The following is a 17498-nucleotide window of genomic DNA, read 5'->3' as shown; positions in this document are numbered from 1 at the left end:
AGCGCGGCGAGCAGCAACGGCGTGGCGTGGCGCGCGTTCACGGTGCCGTTTCCTCTGCCGGCTGGCGGGCGTCGGCGTAGCGGTTGGCCGGATAATCCAACGCCAGGCTTTCCCGCAGCGTGTAGCCGGGGTACTCCCGACGGAATAGGCCGCGCTGTTGCAGCAGCGGCACCACCTGATCGACAAACCGGGTGAAGTTGTCCGGCGTGGCGCTCTGGATGATGAAGCCATCGGCGGCGCGCTGTTCGAACCACGATTGCAGCCCGTCCGCCACCTGTTGCGGCGTGCCGCTGAACAGCGGACGCGGGGTGGTGGCTTCCAGCGCTGCCTGGCGCAGGGTCAAACCGCGTTCGCGGGCGTTGCGTTTGATTTCATCGGTGGTGCTGCGAAAACTGTTCTGGCCCAGCGCGCCGATATCCGGGAACGGTTCATCCAGCGGGTGCTGCGAGAAGTCGTAGTGTTCGAAGTAGCGGCCGAGGTAATTGAGCGCATCTTCAATAGTGACCAATGCGGCGGTATCCTGATACTGACGCTCCACGTCTTCCGCGCTGTCGCCCACCAGCACGCTGACGCCCTGAAAGATATGCAACTGGTCTTCGCGCCGCCCTTGTTCCACCAACTGTTGCTTAACGTCGCGGTAAAACGCCTGTGCCTCCGCCAGCGTGTGTTGGTGGGTGAAGATGGCATCCGCGTGGCTGGCGGCCAGTTTCTTGCCGTCATCCGACGCGCCGGCCTGGAAGATAATCGGCCGGCCCTGCGGCGTACGGCCGATGTTCAGCGGCCCGGCGACCGAGAAGAATTCACCCTGATGGTTCAGCGTATGCAGTTTCTGCGGGTCGAAGAAGCGGCCGCTGGCCTTGTCGCGGATAAACGCGTCGTCTTCCCAGGAGTCCCACAGTCCTTTCACCACCTGTAGAAACTCATCGGCGATGCGGTAGCGCAGGGCGTGTTCCGGGTGCTGGGCACGCGAGAAGTTTTTCGCCGACCCTTCCAGCGGCGAGGTCACCACGTTCCAGCCGGCGCGGCCGTGGCTCAGATGGTCGAGGCTGGCGAACTGCCGCGCGGTGGTAAACGGCTCGCTGTAAGAGGTGGATAGGGTGCCGACCAAACCGATGTGATGGGTTGATGCCGCCAGCGCCGACAGCAGCGTCAGCGGTTCGAACCGGTTAAGAAAGTGGGGAATAGACTTCTCGTTGATGTACAGACCGTCAGCCACGAAGGCGAAGTCGAATTTTCCCTGCTCGGCTTTTTTCACGGTATCCAGTACAAACCCGAAATTGATGCTGGCGTCCGGCACCACATTGCGGTGTCGCCAGGCCGACATGTTTCCGGCCGCGCCCTGCAATATCACGCCCAGCCTCAGCTGACGCTGGTCAGGACTCGTCTTTTGTCGGGAAATCGTTTTTTCACTCATCAGCATGCTCCCTACAGCGAAATTTGGCGAAAAGAAACCCGTCTCCGGCATGGATAACGAGCCGGAGAAATCTCATGTCCGGGTGGTTAATAGAGAGTTAAGAAAACTGGAAAATACTATTGATGAGAGAATACGGGATGTAAAACAACAAAATTGAATATGCCAAAGCAAAAAAACGTCTCAGGGGGTTTTGTGATTTGTTTATTCGAGAATTGAAATTGAAGCCCGTGGGTACGCCTATTTCCCGAATGAGAGCAGGACGAAAATACGTTAGAAAAGTATGCAGTTCACTACGCTGATTATTGTGATTCCCATTTTATTAATAGTGAGAATTATTAATAGTGCGGATTTGTACTAACCAAACCCTATTTTGTTATTTATGGATTTTTCCGGGCTATGAAAATATGCGGAAAATGTAGGCTGGATCAAAAAAGGGAAATATATGAGTTATCGTCTTGGCTTATTGGATCAAAGCCCGATTGCGGAGGGGATGACCGCCGCCGACGCGCTGGCCCGGACCGTCGAACTGGCCAGTCTTGCTGAAGCGTCGGGGTATTCCCGTTTCTGGGTGTCTGAACACCACAATTCCGATTCACTGGCGGGATCGTCGCCGGAAGTATTGATTACCTGGCTGCTGGCCCACACCCGCCGCATCCGGATTGGTTCCGGTGGGGTCATGCTGCAGCACTACAGTCCCTATAAAGTGGCGGAGAATTTCCATGTGCTGGCGTCGCTGGCGCCGGATCGGGTCGATCTGGGCGTCGGCAAGGCACCCGGCGGTTTTCCTCTGTCGACCCGTGCGTTGCAACAGGAGATTGACCCGGCGCGTCAGATATCGTTTGCCGATAAGCTACGGCAATTGCATGAGCTGCTGGAGCCAGCGTCGACGCCGAATACCGACCTGCGCGCTACACCGCTGCCGCCGGCGCCGCCGGCACGTTTTCTGCTGGGCGCCAGTGTGGAAAGCGCGCGCCTGGCGGCGTCGCTGGGCTGGAATTTTGTGTTCGCCGGGTTTATCCAGCCCAGTGAAAGTTTGTTGACGGAAGCGCTGCTGACCTGGCGCGAGTACCAGCCTGAGCAGGCGCAGGCGCTGTTGTCGCTCTCGGTGATCGTGGCGGACAGCCATGACGAGGCGAAAGCGCTGGCGGGCGAACGGTATAACTACAAGGTGTATATCGAAGACCGCGCGCCGCTGAATGTACTGTCGCAGGAGCAGGCGGACACGCTGGTGCAGCAGTCCGGCAGCGCGCAGTTTCGTATCGAGAAACAGGCACAGAACATCCTGTACGGCACGGCGGCGGAGGTCCACCGCCAGTTGCAGCACTATCACCAGCGTTTTGGCATCAACGAGTTCATCATTCATACCCCGGTCAACGACCCGGCCGCGCGACTGACGTCAATCAGAGGGCTGACCGCCGGGCTTAAGGTGCAGGATTCACGGTAGTCGGCGCCATTTCCCGTCTGGGGCTATCCTGCCGGATGGCAAGCAGCATCTCCAGCAGGCTCGGGTAATCAGCCAGACCGGAAAAATCGAAGGGGTGAGCCCCGTCGCGGTTGGGCAGCAGGTGGCATTGCAATTCCCGCTCGTAGTGGCGCGGGTATTGCGCTTTTTCAATCGCTGGCAGCTCCCGGTAATTTTTCAGTACTTCGGTAAAAAAGCGTATTTGCCACTGAGGATGGCGGTAGTTCAGACGGGCCTGCGTGACGACGTGCTGCCGCCAGGCTTGATCCAGAGAGTAGGCTTCGCTCCAGGCGGCCCGGCGTTCATTCAGGGTAAACTCGCCGCTTTCATCGTAGACAATCAGCGATAGTTGATGGTAAGTCAGCCCGTTGAACGGATTTGCGGCGTGGCCGTTGACGAAGTCGGAGGCCTGCCGGGCGCGCGCCAGACGTTCGGGGGCATCGTCAGCGGGCTGCCCGCAGCGGTCATTCTGATAACTATCATTGTCTAGGCCGGTGAGCTGGTCGAGCAGCGCACGGGCTTTTTGATGTAATTCCTGACGGCTCAGCGCTGCCGCCCGGGCACTGGCGCGCCCGGCGGCATCATGTAATTGCCGTTCGAGCAGGGAAGAAAAAAATATATTGATATCTAGCATACGCGTTCTCTCCAGAAATGAGCCAGCAACCTGCTTCTCAAAAGCCTGCATAAAGAAGAATGAAATAGTGGTTGTGGTGTTGTCGAGTAATAACGCTATGTGAAATTAATGGCTTTATTTTTAATTCATGACATCAATAGTGATTGATGCGCCATTGGGCGTCGGTTTAATTTGCCAGAATGCCGGCGTGTGCTCAATCAGATTTTATATCTACAGCATCTTATTTATGTCGCTCGCCGGATATTGCCGATAAAATGCACGGAATAGTATGCGACTTAAAATGATAACTATTCCACGGTGATATTATGACGTCTCGGAATAGATGATGATGGGTGGTGAAAAAATAAAATATATTGATTGGTTATACTGAATAACCCTCTTGCCCGACAGATAGAAAACGAGAAAGCACCGGCGCGACTCTGTCTGCTTCGGTATCACCCTGGCGATGCGATGGCGGGAGAAGGACTTAGGGGGTAGCATTGCCGCGTTGTATCGACCGCCGGGAGATGCATAGGGCAGCAGATTGTCGATATTATAAACAAACGAAACTGATGGCACGAAAAAGCACTTGCCATAGCGGGAGAACCGGTCCATAATCAGCGCCATTCCAAACGCCTTAAAGTGTTAAAGCCTTTTTAATCAGTTGGTTACAAAGAATTAGATGCTTCAAGGCGCTTTGAATAACCATCCTACGCGGGAATAGCTCAGTTGGTAGAGCACGACCTTGCCAAGGTCGGGGTCGCGAGTTCGAGTCTCGTTTCCCGCTCCAAGTTTTCTTTCTGTTTTATCTTACTTTTCTTCTCGTTTTCAAACAGTCTCAGCCATAAGCTACCGCTATTTGGCGTCATCCCGATTTCATATATTATCGTCGCATTGAATTTTTCCCAGACGACGAACATGACATCTATTCTGCTGTTGGATTCCCGTGCGGATGAGTTACGGGATGTGCTGCATGAGGCGGCGCCGGACTTACCGCTGGTGATCGGCTCGGGCGAGGCCGCTCAGGCTCAGGCCTGTGAGATCTGGGTGGGCGAGCCGGACAAGGCTGCACAATTGTTGGCTCAGGGGGTGAAACCTCGCTGGTTGCAATCGACCTGGGCCGGCTATAAACCTTTACTGGCTGAGGGATTGCCGCGTGATTATCGGCTGAGCCGGGCCGTCGGGGTGTTTGGCCAGCCTATTGCTGAATACGTGCTGGCTTACCTGTTGCAGCATGAGCTTCATTTATCGCAACGGCTGCGGAGCCAGCAATACGGCGAATGGAAAAAGATATTGCCGGGGTCGTTGTTCGGGCGTCGGGTGCTGATTGTCGGTGCGGGGGATATCGGTCGGGAGGTGGCGGCTTTTTTGCAGCCTTTCGGCGTGGAGCTGTACGGCGTGGCTTATTCACCGCGTGAGATACCGATGTTTGCACGGGTAGAAGGGTTATCATCGCTTACGTCGGCAGTGGCGTCAGCGGATTACGTCATCAACATTTTGCCGGATACGCCAGCTACAACGGATATCTATCACGCTGGCGTGTTTGCCGCGATGAAGCCTTCGGCGTTGTTTATCAACGTTGGCCGCGGCACCGCGGTGGTGGATACGGATTTGTGCACGGCCTTGCATGAAGGGCAGATTGCCGGGGCGGTGCTGGATGTGTTTCGAAAGGAGCCTCTGCCGGGCGATCATCCGTTCTGGCGCACGCCGAACCTCACGATCACGGCGCATGTTGCCGGGCCGCTGGTGCCCGCTCGTCTGGGGAAACTGTTTCTGGACAACCTGCCGCGTTTTCGGCAAGGGCTGGCGTTAGCCGGAGAGGTGGGTTTCGATAAAAGTTACTGATAATAAAGCGGAAATCAGGCATCCTTGCCGCCATAACATCCTTGCCGCCATAAATAGGGGGATGACTAGGCGTGCTCCCTATGCAGAAGTTTTTTGTAAAGGGCGACGTAGTCATTCACCATTTTTTCAGCCGTGAATAACTCGTGGAATCGTTTTTGGGCGTTCATGCCCATTTCCTGTGCTTTCTCCGGGTTCACCCACAGATATTCCATCGCTTCACGCAGTTTTGCCGGATCCGATGGCGGCACGACAATCCCGGTTTGACGATCAATATTAATAAAAGATGTACCGGTGCCAATTTCACAGGAGATCAGCGGTTTACCATACATTGCCCCTTCCAGCAGGGTGATGCCAAACGCTTCTGTTCGTAATTGAGACGGAAAAACAATGCCGGAACAAAGTGCAAGTAATGTGTTTTTATCATTATCAGGCAGTGCACCAAGAAAATAGACATTCTCAATGTTTTTTCTTGAGACCTGTTCTTTTAACTGCTTTTCCTGAGGCCCGGATCCAATAATAACAATTTTTATTTCCGGGCTATTCTCTATGGCATCTAAAAGTGTGCCCAGACCTTTGTAATACCGTAGATTTCCGATAAACAGCAGAAAGCGTTCGGGGAGGATTTTTTGCCATTTCAGCTTATTGTCATTATCAATAACCTGATGAGAGCGAGCATCCAGACCAATAGGAATCACCGAGGTTTTATGGCTGAATTTTTGCAGTGTCTCGCTGGTAGCCAGATAGTTTGGCGACGTTGCTACAATCGATGTCACCGAATCCAGAAAATTGTACATCAGTGGCTTGTACAATTTCAGTAAATACTTTTGTTTCAGAATATCAGAGTGATAGCTGACGACTGTCGGCTTTTTAATTTTGCAGATAAAATGCAGCATATCCGCAAAGGGATAAGGGAAATGGTAATGAATGATATCTGCGGATTCCGCCAGCTTTTTGAATTTTCTTATCGATGATAAGGAAAAAGGGGTAGAAGATATTTCGAAAAATTTATGGTCGCAGGTGACGTTATGGTGGTGAAACTGTTCTATATCACTGTCTTTATTGGGAGCAATATACTCAACCGTTGAGTTAACGCCATGATGAGCCGCACCCTCACAAAGTTGAAATATAACCTGCTCAATTCCACCATAAGTGTAGGGGTAGTACGTTTTATAAAAATGCAGAACGTTAATCATGTTTTTCCCAGAAAATGATGAGCCGCCTCACCAAGAGACGGCTCTTTCGCTTTATTCTGTCGACAGCTTGATATAAAGCTCGGCCTGAGACCGTAGAGTATATTTCTTCTCTCCGGATGATGCTTGCTTAGGCTTGGCAGGAATAAAGCGCGTTGTTTTGGTTGCCAGTTCCAAATAGTTACCGATATCGAATCGCGAATAGTTGCTGTAATCTGGAATTAGGCGGAATAATTCATCAAATGCAAATGACGAAGAGCACAGCACTTGTTTGGATACGTCCATACAAATGGACGCGATACCTGAACCATCCTGGCCGTTTTCTACATAGGGTAGCCAAACGTAGTCAACCGATCCTGCAAGGTTGATAAAATCTTCGTTATCGTATTCACCCATGAAGAAAACGCGATCCGCGACTTTATCACAATGAATCTGATGCTGAAGTGATGAAATATAATGGTTAACCAGTTCGTTATTCTTGATCGTCTGAGGGTGCTGTCTGCCAAAGATCATTAATTTATAACCTTTCGGCATGCAGGATAACGTCTTAATCGCCATTGAGTGGCCTTTGTATTCATTCACAAAGCCAAACATACCGATGATTTTATCATTCTCACGGAATTTATATTTTACTCTAATCGCCTTCAGGAGGTCCGGCGATGTTTCATGTGATTCATCCACGATTTTCAACGGATGTACATGAACGTTGTCGTAATTGAAGAATAATTCAATCTGTTCCTTCGCTCTTAAAGTATGAGCGATAATATTGATTCTTCTCTTGATCAGGTTTTTGATAATGGTCGCATTCAGACGGGTCGACACATTACGTCTGAGTTCGGCGAAATACATCCTGATGGCTGTTTTGATACGTAGCTTGAGCGCCTGTTTAATGGCTTCGCGCTGTGACGCGCTATCGCTAACCAGTCTTGGGCTATGCAGCGTCACGCTGGTGTGCGGGTTGGCGGAAACCAGCTTTAATGTGCGTTTGATGATATCGGACGGGATAGTGCCATAGAGCCCGGCTTCAAACTGAATATTTACACCGTCAAACTGTTTGAGTTTTTCACACAGATCGTCGATATGTTTGTCGGCTTTCTTTCTGACCTCAGGGTTAACAGATTGAGTTAACAATAAGTTTAAGCTGAGACACTCAACCTGAACACCAGCATCTGTCATGGAGTCCATCAAAATTCTTGTAAAATAAGCGTTGCCACAGCTTTCGGAGAAGCTGGAAATTATAGCTATTTTTTTCATTTTCTTATCCTGGAAATATTGTTCTCATACCAAGAAATTGTATCTGAGATTTGCAGGTTTAAATCAAACTCTGGTTGAAAGCCTGAATCATTCAAGCGCTTTATTGATACACTTCTTTTCGGAATTCCGATCGGAGCGTTCGCGTCCCACACTGCCGTTATTTTGTTATCATAATAACGGGCAATCGCGTTCACGATATCTCCCATTGACGTTTCTACGCCGCTGGCAATATTGACCACACCACTCAGGTTATTCATGACGTGTAGCGCTGCCAGACCAGCCTGCTTATTGTATAGGAAATCTCGTGTCGTTTCAGGTCTACCCCATACTGTCAGTTGGTTATCACCGCGTAGCAAACTGTTGTATGTTTTATCGATCAATGAAGGAATGACATGTCCATTGATTGGATCAAACTTATCGTTTGCGCCAAACAGATTGGTGAACAGGGCATAACAATAATCAACATTATGATACTGGTTCAATATCTTAAGGTAAGCCAGAGCATGTCGTTTGGACATGGCATAGCCATACTCGCCCCCATGAGGCTCACCCAACATCAAATCGCCTTCATCCAATGGTAGCTGAACATACGGGAAAGGATAAGAGGCGACGGTACCAGCAAAGAAGATTTTCTTTACGTTAAACTTATGGCAGGCCAGGATAACGTTCTGGTTGATAATGGTATTGTTGGATATCGATTTTAGCTGGTTATCTAGATTCCCTTTCAAACCGAATACAAGCGATGCCAGATGGAAAACATAATCAGGTTGGTGTTGGTTGAAATAATCATCAACACTTTCCTGACTCAGGCAGTTCATCTCATCTCTATTTGGGGTAAGTACATTATCATAACCATTTTTTGCCAGCGCATCGGTTAAGCCATATCCTAAGACACCGCCTGCGCCAGTGATTAAAATCTTGCTCTTCCTTTCCATTTATTCACCATTATAGATAATTATCTAAATCAGAGAGTGCCAGTTCTGTAATACTTCCGTTCTGTAGTAAGAAGAACCTATTACAGTATTTTTTGATAATATCTTTAGAGTGAGAGGCCAGTACCAGAACAGATGTATTGTTGATCATCTCCTCCAGTTTTTTCCCCATTTTCTCTCTGAAATAGGTATCGCCAACGGTCAGCCATTCATCCATCAGCAGAACACTGGGTTTCAGGATAGAGATGATAGAGAAGGCAAGACGTAACAGCATACCACTGGAATAGGTTCTGACGGGGAGGTTGATATAATCACCGAGTTCACTGAATTCGATAATGTAATCGATATGCTTGGCAATTTCTTTTCTTTTCAAACCAAGCAGGATTCCTCGTATATAAATATTCTGGTATCCCGTTGCTTCACTGTCCATTCCCATTGCCATATCGATGAGGGAGACAACCTCCCCTGCAATATTGATAGCGCCGGAAGAGGGGTGATAGACACCGGCCAGAACTCGTAACAGCGTAGTTTTCCCTGCACCGTTATGCCCTATCAGCGCGACCCGTTCGCCTTCATGCACATCAAAGGAGACGTTATTCAGGGCCTTAACCGTGACATAACTTGTGTTATCGGTGAATCCACCCCCAACGGTACGCTTGAAAATCATCTTTTTCAGGCTGCGCTGGGATGATGAATATATTGGAAACTCAACGCTGACGTTTACCGCCTCAATTATTTTCTTCATATATTAAAGCCAGTACGCAATCTTGGTTTTAGTCTTATTGAGAGTTATCATTGACAGTATAAACAGAACAACAGTTATTGCGGTTGCGATAATCATTGAGTTCTGATCTGGCAAATGACCAAGCATGGGCTCACGGATGATATTAAAAAAATGAACTAATGGATTGAATTGAACCCAATAAAGCCATTGTTCATTCAGTTGATCTGTTTTCCACATAATTGGAGTAAAGTAGAAACTGACTAACAGGATGTTTTGAATAATCATCTGCATATCTCTGAATCGGGTACATATGATACCTAATATCAGAGAGCTTGAGACTAATGCCACTGATAACAATACAAACCCTATAATGGATAGCAGGGCAGTAACAGTCCATCCCGGACCGACAAAGGTAATAACAAAAATAATAATGATGAAGTTGTGAAGGAAAACAATAATGTTTCTACTTAGTATTCTTAACATTATTGATGTGAAAGATATTTTCGACTGGCGGATTATATAATCAAACTGAATAAAACCGTTACTGGCTTCGGTCAGTTGGGTAGAGATATATGTCCAGAATACCTGACCTATACAGAAGAAAGGGAGGTAATCTTTTACATCTAACTTAAAGAGAGTTGACCACAATAAGCTCAACATCCCTACCAGAATAGCAGTGCTGATTGTTACCCAAAAAGGGCCTAGCGTTGAGCGTTTATATCTCTGCTTAATATCATACCAGGATAAAACTACCCACGACTCCGGGTTCTTTAACGCTGATTTTAAGTCATTTAACATGTAAGAAGTGCCCAAATTAATAAAAGAGCTGATTAATACAGCTCTTTTAATTTGTTGTATCGAGTTATTCTACGCTTACGCTTACATCGTAACCGTTGGATTTCAGCAAAGCGAATTGCTTAGCTTTTTCCAGGTCATAAGCGACCATTTCATCGATCATTTCTTCCAGTGTCGTTTCCGGTACCCAGCCCAGTACATTTTTCGCTTTGCTCGGGTCACCCAGCAGCGTATCTACTTCGGCAGGACGGAAGTAACGCGGGTCGACAGCCACGATCACATCACCTACTTTCAGTGCCGGCGCATTATTGCCCGTGATTTTGGATACTACCGCTTTTTCGTTGACGCCAGTACCGGTGAATTCCAGTTCAATACCCAGTTTGGCGGCAGACATTCTGATGAAGTCACGTACGCTATACTGAACGCCGGTCGCGATGACGAAGTCTTCCGGTTTTTCCTGCTGCAGCATCATCCACTGCATTTTGACGTAGTCACGAGCGTGACCCCAGTCGCGCAGAGAATCGAGGTTGCCCATGTAAATGCATTTTTCCAGGCCTTGTGCGATGTTGGACAGGCCGCGTGTGATTTTACGGGTCACAAACGTTTCGCCGCGACGCGGAGATTCATGGTTGAAGAGGATGCCGTTACAGGCGTACATACCATAGGATTCTCTGTAGTTTACTGTAATCCAGTAAGCGTACATTTTAGCTACGGCGTACGGGCTTCTCGGGTAGAACGGCGTGGTTTCTTTCTGCGGGATTTCCTGCACCAGACCATACAGTTCAGAAGTTGATGCCTGATAAAAACGGGTCTTGTTGGCCAGGCCCAGGAAACGGATAGATTCCAGCAGGCGAAGCGTACCGATAGCATCAACATCCGCGGTGTATTCCGGGGATTCGAAGCTGACTGCAACGTGTGACTGTGCGCCCAGGTTGTAAATTTCGTCAGGCTGAACTTCAGCAATAATACGAGTCAGGTTGGAGGTATCAGTCAGATCGCCATAATGAAGGTTGAATTTTACATTCTCTTCATGCGGATCCTGATACAAATGGTCAACACGCTGTGTATTAAATAGTGATGAACGGCGCTTAATACCGTGAACTTCGTAACCTTTTTCCAAAAGGAACTCAGCAAGATAAGAACCATCCTGCCCTGTTACACCGGAAATCAAAGCAACTTTCTTCATCTATAACTCTCCAATATTATTTTACTGTCTTGATATTAAGATTTAATAATTTTATCTAGCTTTTCAACTTCGGCACGCAGTAACTCGCTGCTGTTGTTGGTTTCTACATTCAGTCTCAGAAGCGGTTCAGTGTTGGAAACTCGGACATTGAATCTAAAATCCTCATATTCAATACTCACTCCATCAACATATTCTGCGCGCTTGGCGTTACCCACATAAACTTCTTCAATCCGGGACAGGACTTCTTTTGCATTCTCAACACGATAATTTATTTCCCCGCTGCACGGGAATAAATTCACTCTTTCATTCAGGGTGTCTGAAAGCGTGGTTTTTTTAATACACAGTAATTCCGCGACCAGCAACCAGGGAATCATACCGCTATCGCAGTAGGCGAAATCTCTGAAGTAGTGGTGTGCGCTCATTTCGCCGCCATAAATGGCGTTTTCGCTGCGCATCCGTTCTTTGATGAACGCATGGCCGGTTTTTGACATGACGGGAACACCGCCAGCCCTCTTCACGATATCAATCGTATTCCAGGTCAGGCGTGGGTCATGGATGATTTTTGCGCCAGATTCTTTCTGCAGAAAGGCTTCGGCGAGTAAACCGACAATGTAGTAACCCTCGATAAACTCGGCATGATTATCATAAAGGAAGCAGCGATCAAAATCTCCGTCGAACGCAACGCCCATATCCGCATTATGCTTGAGCATGGCATCAGACGTATCTTTACGGCATTCAGGCAGAAGAGGGTTCGGGATACCATTAGGGAAATTACCATCCGCCTGATGGTGTACCTTGATAAATTCAACCGGAGCATTGGCTTGCTTGAATCGTTTCTCGATCTCATCGATAACATGACCGGCGGCGCCATTGCCTGAGTTGATTACCAGCTTGAACGGCTGCGTAAAATTATTGAGGTCGATATAGCTCATTAGATGATCGACGTACGCATTCAGTATATCGATCTTCTTATAAGAACCGCGTTTTTGCGGATCAACCGCAGGGAAGGTGTTTTCTTCCGCAAGCCGTTGAATATCTCGTAGCCCAGTGTCGCCGCTGATCGGCTTCGCATTATCTCGGACTAATTTCATGCCGTTGTAATTCATTGGATTATGGCTGGCCGTGACTTCAATACCACCATCAAGATTCAGGTGGAAGGTAGTGAAATACACTTCTTCCGTGCCGCTTAACCCTATATCCAGCACATCGGTGCCGGAGTCCATTAATCCGTTTGCCAGCGCCATTTTCAGGGATTCGCTGGTTAGACGAACATCTCCGCCTACGACTACCGTTTTCGGTGAAAGAAATTGCCCATAGGCTCGGCCGATGCGATAAGCGATATCCTCATTCAACTCTTTGCCTAATTCACCGCGAATATCATAGGCTTTGAAACACGTTAATGCTGACATATATCCCTTCTGAAATTTTGATTATCAATTGATTTCAATAAAATCATCATCACCCAAATAGGAACCAGACTGGATTTCCAGCATTTCCAGCGGGATCTTTCCAGGATTCTCAAGCTTATGCATAGCGCCAATGGGGATAAAAGTGGATTGATTTTCAGTTAATAGCTGAGTTTTATCCTGAATAGTCACCTTGGCCGTACCGGACAAAATGACCCAGTGCTCGGTGCGGTGATAATGCATTTGCAGTGGGAATGATTCGCCGGGTTTCACGGTAATGCGGTTAACGTTAAACCGGTCAGTGCGGACAATCAGATCGCAACGTCCCCAGGGCCAGTAAGTTTCCCGGTGACGACGGTATTCGCGGCGGCATTTTTCTTTCAGGAATTCAACCACCCGTTTTACATCCTGAACCTGGTCTTTCTGGACGACCAGCACGGCATCCTTGGTATTGACGATTACCAGGTTATCAACGCCGATCGCGGCAACCAGTTGGTCATCGGTATTGATATAACAGTTCTTGGTGTTATGCAGGAAGGTGTCGCCTTTCAGCGAGTTGCCGTCGTCGTCTTTTTCATTGACTTCCCACAGCGCCGACCAGGAGCCGACATCGCTCCATCCTGCGTCTAAAGGAACAACAACGGCGTCTTCGGTTTTTTCCATTACCGCGTAATCGATGGACTCGTCCGGGCAGGTAATAAAGTGCTCGGTCTGGACATTAATAAAGTCCCCTTGCTGACTAACGCCCTCAATAGATAACTGGCACGCTTTCAAAATATCGGGACGGAATTTTTCCAGTTCCTGTAAATAACGTTTGGCGCGGAACATGAACATGCCGCTATTCCAGTAATATTCGCCCGACTGCAAATATTCCTCTGCAATTTTGAGGCTTGGTTTTTCAACAAACCGTAAAACCTTATGAGGCGAGGATTCGTCGCCGGGTAGTCTTTCGCCGCGCTGAATATATCCGTAGCCGGTTTCAGGTCCGGTAGGGACGATACCAAACGTGACCAAACTTCCTTTCTGGGCGTAGGCGATGGCTTTTTTGATGGAGGAGTGAAATGCGGCTGTATTTTCAATGATGTGGTCGGCGGCAAGTACTAATAGGAGCGGGTCTTCTCCCTGTCTGATCGCGTTCAGCGCGGCTAGCGCGATCGCTGGAGCAGTATTGCGCCCCGCAGGTTCCAGAATGATATTGTTGGATAGCTGGTTAATTTGTCTCAACTGTTCCGCAACCAGGAAACGGTGCTCTTCGTTGCAGATAACTACAGGCGCTCGCGTTTCAATACCACTCAGGCGGTTAACCGTTTCCTGCAGCATGGAATTCTGACCGTGGAGACAAATGAACTGCTTGGGATAAAGTTCACGTGAAAGCGGCCACAGGCGACTACCTGTACCACCAGCCATGATTACGGGGAGTAACATCTTGTAATGACCTTGATTGTTTTCCGTTCGAAAAGGGGTTTTTCGAATCGCTTGGGGATATATTAATTCAGACAAGCTACCGCCCTTGGCTCACAGTTGCCAAAGCTCTGAATTGTATGGGTTTTATATATATCAAGCAGATGCGCCTGCATCATCTATGTTCAGTACCTATCTTTTACTGTCCCGATTTTACAGGTTAAGTCACTATTTTACAGCAATGACGGACTTTTTTTAGTGGTGATTTTCCTATTTGTCATATTCGATAATAAGAATTTTTATCGTTTACTCTTTATAGGAGAATGTTCTGAAATAAAACCGTGCTTCCTTATTTTCAAAAATCAGGCAGGATACGTTTTTGCGTCATCGGCAGAGTGTGGAAGGACCGGTGATGGCTGACGGGTGAAACCACTTACCGGGCTCAGTGCGGTGCAAAGAAAATTGTTTATCTCCCCTTGTCAGAAGGGAAAGATTGGTTCATAATGCTGCCCTCTCTGCGATATGACTTTTAAAATTCAGTTAAATCAATAGGTTAACTGTGTTGTCATAAAAGTGGCGCAAAATGTGATCACGTCAGTTTGCGTTTGGCGGAAAAGCGTCAATACTTAATCGTTGCGTGTGCGGGAATAGCTCAGTTGGTAGAGCACGACCTTGCCAAGGTCGGGGTCGCGAGTTCGAGTCTCGTTTCCCGCTCCAGTTTTACACTTCTGCATTTCTTCATTGTCATACACTTTTTCTGCTTATGTTCATACTTTTCTGAACAGACTTATCCACAGCCTGAAAACGGGCCATTTGCGCCTGCCCGGAAATGTCACGAAGAAGATATTATTTCAAGATATTGAAATAAAAAGATAAATTTATGATAAAAAACGCTATCCAGATCACTTGTACTTTTTGTGATGATTGATTGACAACGCTTTTTTAAAATTATCCACAGACGGATGGTTCAGTATCGTCAAACAATCGCAACGTAAAATTTCAGGCGTCTCGCGGCAAACCTTTCTCTATCGCGCGGATTAACCGTTTTTTTTGCGGCGGTTGAACGTCAACCGATTGTTGACCGCGTCGGGTTAGCTGTTGGTCGATGGCCCAATGAATATGTTCGTCCAGCAAGGCGCTTTCCCCCAGCCGGCCCCGCAGCGCCAAAATGATCCGATCTTCGTAGGGCGCGTTGCCCAGTGCGACGGCGATATTGCGCAACCAGCGTTCGTGGCCGATGCGCCGGATGGCGGAACCTTCAGTTACCCGCAAAAAACGGGTTTCATCCCAACTAAACAGCGTCAGCAGCTCCGGCGCATGTAAAGCCGCCCGCGGGCTGAAATCAGCTTCATCGGTCAGTTGCGAGAAGCGATTCCAGGGGCAAATCAGTTGGCAATCGTCACAGCCGTAGATGCGGTTCCCCATTAGCGGACGCAGAGGTTCCGGAATTGCGCCCTCCAGCTCAATAGTCAGGTAGGAAATGCAACGGCGAGCATCAACAGTATAAGGCTCGACAATCGCGCCGGTAGGGCAGGTAGTCATGCAGGCTACGCATTTACCACACTGTTCTTCAACCGGCTGGTCTACCGGTAAGGGCAGGTCAATCAGCAGTTCCCCCAGAAAGAACCAGGACCCGGCTTCCCGGTTCAACACCAGTGAGTGCTTGCCAACCCAACCAAGCCCGGCCTTGGCGGCCAGTGGCCGTTCCATGATCGGAGCGGAATCGACAAAGGGACGAAACTGCAACTCGCCGCAGTGCGTCTGAATTCGGTCGCCCAGCTTTTTAAGGCGTTGACGCAGTAACTTATGATAATCACGCCCCAGTGCGTAGCGGCTGACGTATCCGAGGTTCGGGCTTTTCAGCGTACTGGCAAACGCGGCTTTGGCCGGCAGATAATTCATGCGTACGCTGATGACGCGTAACGTTCCGGGCAACAACTCATGTGGACGGGCCCGCATCATGCCGTGGCGCGCCATCCATTCCATTTCGCCGTGATACTGCTTGTCGAGCCATGCCTGAAGCCGGGGCTCTTCATGAGATAAATCCGTGTCGCAAATCCCCACTTGCTGGAAACCCAATTCAAGTCCCCATTGTTTGATGAGCTGTGCGAGTTCGTTGAGATCGTAGGGGTATGTCATGCGTAACCATCAAGAAAAAACCGGACGTCTGATTTTATCACATTGTCCCTGCGTCGTTCGCGGCGAGTCGATGATAGTGTTAGTAATAAATTGACATATATATTAATAATTTTGCACAGAGTGTCGATAATTTGAGCTAATTGGCAATATTCGTCATGGCTCTGGGAGGAAATGAAGTGGAAACAACAGCGCTTTCGGCTTACCGGCTGGTGAATCAGGATCTGAATTTGCATATTGACCCCAATAAGCCGCAGGAGGCGACCATGGTGTATGTGGCGCCTTCGGAGAAACAGGCGGTTGAATACGTCCAAATCAGTAATGAAGGACGCCAACTGGCGGAAGGAGATATGGTGACGTCGCCGGCACGGTATTATTTTTCTTCGCAGATCGATAATGGCATAGCGGATGCGCTGGCCGATCAACCGGAACAGGTTTCGCAAGCCATATACCGCCTGATTGACGACAACTTCGTAAATGCGACTGAGTCGGACGACGAGCAGCGTCAGCTGGCGCTGGAACTCGGTTTATCTCAGGCCGGCTATTTTGCCGAGCGTTATTTAAGCGGCAATAAGAAAACGGCGTTTATGGAAAGTATGAATCTGCTGGCATCGGTAGTGAATACGCGTCAGGTGGATGACGGCGGCAACGTCTCTTATCTTACTCTGCCTGAGCGTGTTCCCGGCACGAACGAATATAAAGTGGATGTCGCCGAACTGATGAAGGAAAAAGATCCTGGCCGCTATCAGGCATATCGGGATGCGCTGGAAAGCGGCGGCGACTGGTTTTCGCCTTATCTCGATTTCGTGAAGCAGCTTCCCCAGCACCCCGAATGGAGCAGTGAATATCAGACGAATGCCGAAAAATTGTTCCAGTCAATTGCCGGAGAACGGGTAACGAACCGTTTTGCTTCGGCGGATCTGTCTTCGTCGGCGACATTCATTAGTGATATGCGTGACACGTTGCGAATAAGCTACGACGAGCAAACCGTGCAGACGCATGTACAAGCATTAAAACAGTTTGTCGATGTGCTGGAAGGGTCGCTGCGCTGAATTGAATGCAGCGTGTCTGTTATCTTTTTCCGTTTATCCGCGTATGGCGCTTCCCGGCAGACCTTGCTAAGTTGAAGCGCACTATCCT

The 17498-nt window shown here is 48.8% G+C and carries 15 protein-coding genes and 2 tRNA genes; 5 read left to right on the top strand and 12 right to left on the bottom strand.

Annotated features, from left to right (window positions below; genetic code table 11):
- Nucleotides 1-37: 37 nt before the first annotated feature.
- Complete coding sequence (locus DDA898_RS18790; RefSeq protein WP_038912652.1) at nucleotides 38-1414, bottom strand: LLM class flavin-dependent oxidoreductase; 1377 nt, start codon at nucleotides 1412-1414, stop codon at nucleotides 38-40.
- 442 nt (nucleotides 1415-1856) lie between these two features.
- Between DDA898_RS18790 and DDA898_RS18785 the strand changes: the two genes are divergently transcribed.
- Nucleotides 1857-2858 carry an LLM class flavin-dependent oxidoreductase gene (locus DDA898_RS18785; RefSeq protein ID WP_038912026.1) on the top strand — a complete coding sequence of 334 codons (1002 nt, stop codon included), beginning with the start codon at nucleotides 1857-1859 and terminating at the stop codon, nucleotides 2856-2858.
- Here DDA898_RS18785 and DDA898_RS18780 read toward each other — a convergent pair.
- A complete protein-coding gene (locus DDA898_RS18780; protein ID WP_038912025.1) occupies nucleotides 2836-3510 on the bottom strand; it encodes a hypothetical protein in 675 nt (224 codons plus the stop codon). The genes DDA898_RS18785 and DDA898_RS18780 overlap by 23 nt on opposite strands.
- Before the next feature lie 303 nt (nucleotides 3511-3813).
- On the bottom strand, nucleotides 3814-4116 hold the full coding sequence (locus DDA898_RS18775; protein WP_038912024.1) for a hypothetical protein: 303 nt from the start codon (nucleotides 4114-4116) through the stop codon (nucleotides 3814-3816).
- Between the two features lie 87 nt (nucleotides 4117-4203).
- Here DDA898_RS18775 and DDA898_RS18770 point away from each other — a divergent pair.
- Nucleotides 4204-4279, top strand: a tRNA-Gly gene (locus DDA898_RS18770).
- 128 nt (nucleotides 4280-4407) lie between these two features.
- Complete coding sequence (locus DDA898_RS18765) at nucleotides 4408-5334, top strand: D-2-hydroxyacid dehydrogenase (protein WP_038912023.1); 927 nt, start codon at nucleotides 4408-4410, stop codon at nucleotides 5332-5334.
- 65 nt (nucleotides 5335-5399) lie between these two features.
- Here DDA898_RS18765 and DDA898_RS18760 read toward each other — a convergent pair whose 3' ends face one another.
- From DDA898_RS18760 to DDA898_RS18725, 8 genes are all read right to left on the bottom strand, one after another.
- Nucleotides 5400-6527, bottom strand: coding sequence for a glycosyltransferase (locus DDA898_RS18760; RefSeq protein WP_038902158.1), 1128 nt, complete (start codon nucleotides 6525-6527; stop codon nucleotides 5400-5402).
- Between the two features lie 51 nt (nucleotides 6528-6578).
- Nucleotides 6579-7778 carry a glycosyltransferase family protein gene (locus DDA898_RS18755; protein WP_013319597.1) on the bottom strand — a complete coding sequence of 400 codons (1200 nt, stop codon included), beginning with the start codon at nucleotides 7776-7778 and terminating at the stop codon, nucleotides 6579-6581.
- Nucleotides 7775-8713 carry a GDP-L-fucose synthase family protein gene (locus DDA898_RS18750; RefSeq protein ID WP_038902156.1) on the bottom strand — a complete coding sequence of 313 codons (939 nt, stop codon included), beginning with the start codon at nucleotides 8711-8713 and terminating at the stop codon, nucleotides 7775-7777. The genes DDA898_RS18755 and DDA898_RS18750 overlap by 4 nt, the downstream gene beginning before the upstream one ends.
- A gap of 10 nt (nucleotides 8714-8723) precedes the next feature.
- Complete coding sequence (locus tag DDA898_RS18745; RefSeq protein ID WP_013319595.1) at nucleotides 8724-9455, bottom strand: ABC transporter ATP-binding protein; 732 nt, start codon at nucleotides 9453-9455, stop codon at nucleotides 8724-8726.
- A gap of 3 nt (nucleotides 9456-9458) precedes the next feature.
- Nucleotides 9459-10232, bottom strand: coding sequence for an ABC transporter permease (locus tag DDA898_RS18740; protein ID WP_033112096.1), 774 nt, complete (start codon nucleotides 10230-10232; stop codon nucleotides 9459-9461).
- Between the two features lie 64 nt (nucleotides 10233-10296).
- Nucleotides 10297-11415, bottom strand: a complete 1119-nt coding sequence (gmd, locus tag DDA898_RS18735) for a GDP-mannose 4,6-dehydratase (protein WP_013319593.1) — start codon at nucleotides 11413-11415, stop codon at nucleotides 10297-10299.
- Between the two features lie 35 nt (nucleotides 11416-11450).
- Complete coding sequence (locus DDA898_RS18730; protein WP_038912022.1) at nucleotides 11451-12824, bottom strand: phosphohexomutase domain-containing protein; 1374 nt, start codon at nucleotides 12822-12824, stop codon at nucleotides 11451-11453.
- A 24-nt stretch (nucleotides 12825-12848) separates the two neighbouring features.
- Complete coding sequence (locus tag DDA898_RS18725; protein ID WP_013319591.1) at nucleotides 12849-14246, bottom strand: mannose-1-phosphate guanylyltransferase/mannose-6-phosphate isomerase; 1398 nt, start codon at nucleotides 14244-14246, stop codon at nucleotides 12849-12851.
- A gap of 617 nt (nucleotides 14247-14863) precedes the next feature.
- Between DDA898_RS18725 and DDA898_RS18720 the strand changes: the two genes are divergently transcribed.
- Nucleotides 14864-14939 (top strand) — tRNA-Gly (locus tag DDA898_RS18720).
- Between the two features lie 282 nt (nucleotides 14940-15221).
- Here DDA898_RS18720 and queG read toward each other — a convergent pair.
- Complete coding sequence (gene queG, locus DDA898_RS18715) at nucleotides 15222-16361, bottom strand: tRNA epoxyqueuosine(34) reductase QueG (protein WP_013319590.1); 1140 nt, start codon at nucleotides 16359-16361, stop codon at nucleotides 15222-15224.
- 176 nt (nucleotides 16362-16537) lie between these two features.
- Here queG and DDA898_RS18710 point away from each other — a divergent pair, with 176 nt between their 5' ends.
- On the top strand, nucleotides 16538-17410 hold the full coding sequence (locus DDA898_RS18710) for a hypothetical protein (RefSeq protein ID WP_038912020.1): 873 nt from the start codon (nucleotides 16538-16540) through the stop codon (nucleotides 17408-17410).
- Nucleotides 17411-17498 lie beyond the last annotated feature (88 nt).

Source organism: Dickeya dadantii NCPPB 898 (assembly GCF_000406145.1).
In the GTDB taxonomy this organism is placed as follows: domain Bacteria; phylum Pseudomonadota; class Gammaproteobacteria; order Enterobacterales; family Enterobacteriaceae; genus Dickeya; species Dickeya dadantii.
The sequence above is the reverse complement of the archived record's forward strand: the minus strand, read 5'-3'. Positions and strand labels throughout refer to the sequence as shown.

Excerpts from the sequence above, each read along its gene's own strand:
- DDA898_RS18725 (WP_013319591.1), bottom strand. The coding sequence starts at position 14,246 with ATGTTACTCCCCGTAATCATGGCTGGTGGTACAGGTAGTCGCCTGTGG.
- DDA898_RS18755 (WP_013319597.1), bottom strand. The coding sequence starts at position 7,778 with ATGAAAAAAATAGCTATAATTTCCAGCTTCTCCGAAAGCTGTGGCAAC.
- DDA898_RS18750 (WP_038902156.1), bottom strand. The coding sequence starts at position 8,713 with ATGGAAAGGAAGAGCAAGATTTTAATCACTGGCGCAGGCGGTGTCTTA.
- DDA898_RS18780 (WP_038912025.1), bottom strand. The coding sequence starts at position 3,510 with ATGCTAGATATCAATATATTTTTTTCTTCCCTGCTCGAACGGCAATTA.
- DDA898_RS18760 (WP_038902158.1), bottom strand. The coding sequence starts at position 6,527 with ATGATTAACGTTCTGCATTTTTATAAAACGTACTACCCCTACACTTAT.
- DDA898_RS18745 (WP_013319595.1), bottom strand. The coding sequence starts at position 9,455 with ATGAAGAAAATAATTGAGGCGGTAAACGTCAGCGTTGAGTTTCCAATA.
- queG (WP_013319590.1), bottom strand. The coding sequence starts at position 16,361 with ATGACATACCCCTACGATCTCAACGAACTCGCACAGCTCATCAAACAA.
- gmd (WP_013319593.1), bottom strand. The coding sequence starts at position 11,415 with ATGAAGAAAGTTGCTTTGATTTCCGGTGTAACAGGGCAGGATGGTTCT.
- DDA898_RS18775 (WP_038912024.1), bottom strand. The coding sequence starts at position 4,116 with ATGGCGCTGATTATGGACCGGTTCTCCCGCTATGGCAAGTGCTTTTTC.
- DDA898_RS18740 (WP_033112096.1), bottom strand. The coding sequence starts at position 10,232 with ATGTTAAATGACTTAAAATCAGCGTTAAAGAACCCGGAGTCGTGGGTA.
- DDA898_RS18785 (WP_038912026.1), top strand. The coding sequence starts at position 1,857 with ATGAGTTATCGTCTTGGCTTATTGGATCAAAGCCCGATTGCGGAGGGG.
- DDA898_RS18730 (WP_038912022.1), bottom strand. The coding sequence starts at position 12,824 with ATGTCAGCATTAACGTGTTTCAAAGCCTATGATATTCGCGGTGAATTA.
- DDA898_RS18790 (WP_038912652.1), bottom strand. The coding sequence starts at position 1,414 with ATGAGTGAAAAAACGATTTCCCGACAAAAGACGAGTCCTGACCAGCGT.
- DDA898_RS18765 (WP_038912023.1), top strand. The coding sequence starts at position 4,408 with ATGACATCTATTCTGCTGTTGGATTCCCGTGCGGATGAGTTACGGGAT.